Source organism: Limnochorda sp. (assembly GCF_047459355.1).
Classification (GTDB): Bacteria; Bacillota; Limnochordia; order Limnochordales; family Limnochordaceae; genus Limnochorda.
This window is the reverse complement of sequence record NZ_VSCV01000086.1, coordinates 1-1,620: the sequence shown is the minus strand read 5'-3', so window position 1 is coordinate 1,620 and position 1,620 is coordinate 1. Positions and strand designations below refer to the sequence as shown.

The window sequence follows — 1,620 nt, the reverse complement described above, 5'->3', positions numbered from 1 at the left end:
GCCCCCTTCTCCAGGCCCTGGGCCGCCCCGTCCCCCCACACGTCGAGGGTGCCCGCCGCCGGATCCCCACTGGACGGGCCCTGGGCCAGAAGCTCGCCCACGGCGCCCACCACCTGCTCCACCGCCTGCGCCAGGGGGAGGGAGACGGTGCACCCCGCCGCGCGCGGGTGCCCGCCGCCCCCGAAGCGGGCCGCGATCTGGCTCACGTCAGCCCACACCTGGGACCGGAGGCTCACCCGGACCCGCCCCGGCTCCACCTCCCGGAAGAGGAGGGCCACCTCCACCCCTTCCACCATCCGGGGGTAGTTGACCAGGCCGTCAAAGGCTTCCGCCGGCTGGCCCTCCACCAGGCTGTGGGGCAGGGCGATCCAGGCGATGGCGCCGTCCTGCGTGCGGGAGAGGAGGCTCAAGGCCCGGCCCAGAAGCTGGAGCTCCTCCAGGGTGCGCCGCTCGTAGAGGTTGTGGGCTACCTCTTGGGGCCGAGCTCCCGCCAGCACCGCCTGCCGAGCCGCCTCCAGGGCTTCAGCGGTGGTGTTGCTGTAGCGGAAGGACCCCGTGTCGCCCGAAAGGGCGGTGAAGATAAAGGTGGCCGCCTCCCGGTCCAAGGCCAAGCCCCAGTGGCGGATCAGCCGGTAGACCAACAGGCCGGTGGCCGCCGCCTCGGGGTCGATGTACCGGGTCTCCGCGGGGTGGCCCCAGGGCTGGGTGTTGCTCGCGTGGTGGTCCACATTGACCAGCTGCTGCGCGGCCGCCACCAGAGGCTGCAGGCGCCCGATCCGGCCGGGCTCGCAATCCAGCACCCACAGGGTCTGCCAGGGCCCCCGGGCCTGAGCCTCGTCAGGGGAGAGGATCTCGTCAGCTCCAGGAAGGAACTGGCAGCTGGAAGGCACCGGCTCGGGGGTGGCCGCCTCCACGGGCACCCCCGGCCTCACCCGCCGGAGGGCCCACCGGGCGGCCAAAAGGGAACCGATGCTGTCAGGATCGGGATCTTCGTGGGAGACGATCAGCGTCGGGCCCGCGGCCTCCAGCACCCGGGCTACGGCCTCCAGGCTCATGGCTCCTTGGCCTGCCCTTCCGAGCGGATCTCCGCCAAAAGCTGGTCGATGCGCGCGCCCCGATCGAGGGAGGTATCGAGCCGGAACTCGATCTCCGGGGTCATCCGGAGGCGGATCCGGCGGCCCAACTCGCTCCGGATAAGGCCTTTGGCCGCCTGGAGGCCTTCCAGCGACTGCTGGCGGGCCTCCTGGTCACCGTAGACACTGACAAAGATCTTGAGATGGCTCAAATCGTTGGAAACCTCGACGTCGGTGACGGTGACAAATCCGATCCGGGGATCCTTTAGCGTGCGCAGGATGTCCCCGAGCTCCTTCTTGGCCTGTTCGGCCACGCGCCGCACCCTGAGCGGGCTCGCCACCAACCCCACCTCCCTGGGGAGCCCGGCCGCCTTCAGGCGAGCCGGACCTCCACCCCATCGATCTCCACCTCGCCCACGGACTCGACGAAGCGGAGCACCTGCCCGAGCACCTGGTGGGCATGGGCGCCCTCGTTGCTCACGCAGGCGACCCCCACCGTGGCCCGGTTCCACAGGTCCTGGTCGCCCACCTCGGCGACGGCCACCGG

General features: G+C 71.2%; 3 protein-coding genes. All 3 read right to left on the bottom strand.

Annotated features, from left to right (window positions below):
* On the bottom strand, positions 1–1,055 hold a 1,055-nt coding region (locus FWJ67_RS11030; RefSeq protein WP_414482503.1), incomplete at its 3' end, for a DHH family phosphoesterase.
* Entirely contained in the window at positions 1,052–1,414 is a 363-nt protein-coding gene (gene rbfA / locus FWJ67_RS11025; RefSeq protein ID WP_304171731.1) for a 30S ribosome-binding factor RbfA, read from the bottom strand. The genes rbfA and FWJ67_RS11030, both read right to left, overlap by 4 nt.
* 32 nt (positions 1,415–1,446) lie before the next feature.
* Positions 1,447–1,617 carry a DUF503 domain-containing protein gene (locus FWJ67_RS11020; RefSeq protein WP_414482504.1) on the bottom strand — a complete coding sequence of 57 codons (171 nt, stop codon included), beginning with the start codon at positions 1,615–1,617 and terminating at the stop codon, positions 1,447–1,449.
* Positions 1,618–1,620 lie beyond the last annotated feature (3 nt).